1 protein-coding gene is annotated in these 1433 nt (G+C 61.4%); it reads left to right on the top strand.

The genetic code is table 11. The features are described from left to right. On the top strand, nucleotides 1-1341 hold a 1341-nt coding region (locus AC0L3N_RS33830; RefSeq protein WP_473552018.1), incomplete at its 5' end, for an MmgE/PrpD family protein. Nucleotides 1342-1433 lie beyond the last annotated feature (92 nt).

The raw sequence follows: 1433 nt of genomic DNA on the forward strand, positions 1-1433 counted from the left end.
GTCGCCAGCCTCACATATGACGAGCTGTCGGCACGCGTGCGCGACAAGGTGAAACTTCTCGTCCTAGACCATGTCGGCTGCATGATCGCGGGAAGCACGACACGTGGGGCCGGGCAGATGACGCCCTACCTCAGGCGCATCGACTCCGGCGGTGCCAGCACCGTGTTCGGCACGTCACTGCGTTTCCATCCCGCCAATGCCGCCCATGCCAACGCCCATAGCGCCAGCATGCTCAGCCTCGACGATTCCTACATCCTCTTCGGCCATCCTGGCGCATCGATCATCCCGGCCGCCATCGCTGTCGCCGAAGACGTCGGCAACTCCGGCAAGGAGCTGATTACAGCGATTGTCGGTGGATACGAAATGTCGTTGCGCCTTGGCACTGCCGTGCGTCCCAGCGAGGACCGCGACCGCCAGGTCAAGGGCTACGCCACTTGGCAGATCTTCGGCGCCTGCACCGCGGCATGCCTGTTGCACCAATTCACTCCCACGCAGATCGCGGATGCCTACGGGCTGATTCCGATGCACGCCCCGCTGCCCTTCTTACGCAAGTTCCACTCGCGGCCAATGAGCCTTTTGAAGAACAACTACGGATGGGCGAACAAGGGCGCCATTACGGCGGTGGATCTTGTGCGCGCCGGTTTCCATGGCAATCGCTCGATCTTTGACGGCGACGACGGGTTCTGGGCCATGGCCGGGTCCAACTGCTTCGAATCCAGGGACATGCTCGACCGGTGGGGCAAGCGCTACTTCATCCTAGAGACCGGCTTCAAACCGTTTGGCGTCTGCCGCTGGATCCACACGGCGGTTGACTGCCTGCGCGCGTTGTTGACCCGTCATCGTTTCGACCGCGCCGACATAAGGAGCATTCATGTCGAAACGGTGAGCGAGTTCGCTCGCGATTTCAACGGCCCTTGGCCAACATCGACCGTCGAGGCCGCGTTCCACATTCCATATGCGCTCGCTCTCGAACTGCACGACAAGTCCTCGGCAACAGGACTCCGCGAAGACGACCTGACCGACGAAAGCCTCCAAGAAACAGCGTCACGGATCAGTATTTCAACTCTCGCCGGCGCAGACGAGAAATTCTATGCGCAAAAGCTCTTGCCAGCCCGCGTCAGTGTTACCCTGGAGAATGGCGAGACCGTTTCCGCCGAGGCGGAGACTCCAACTGGTGCCCTCGGGGGACCCGCTTTTGGGCCGGCGGAGGTGGAAGCCAAGTTTCTTACTCTCGCTAGCCCGGTTATCGGCGAATCGAATGCCGTCCGTCTGAAGGAGGCCCTCCTTGAATTGGAGGCGCTCTCCGTCCGCGACGCACTGAAATCCTGCGCCCTGACGTGAGCTTCGTGCACAGGGGCTGCCTCGCTAACGAGGCAGCCCTCCTCAATCAGATCGGGATCAGGCCGTAAGATGTCCACTCAGAGCACACAGCC

It is taken from the genome of Mesorhizobium sp. WSM4807 (genome assembly GCF_055811615.1).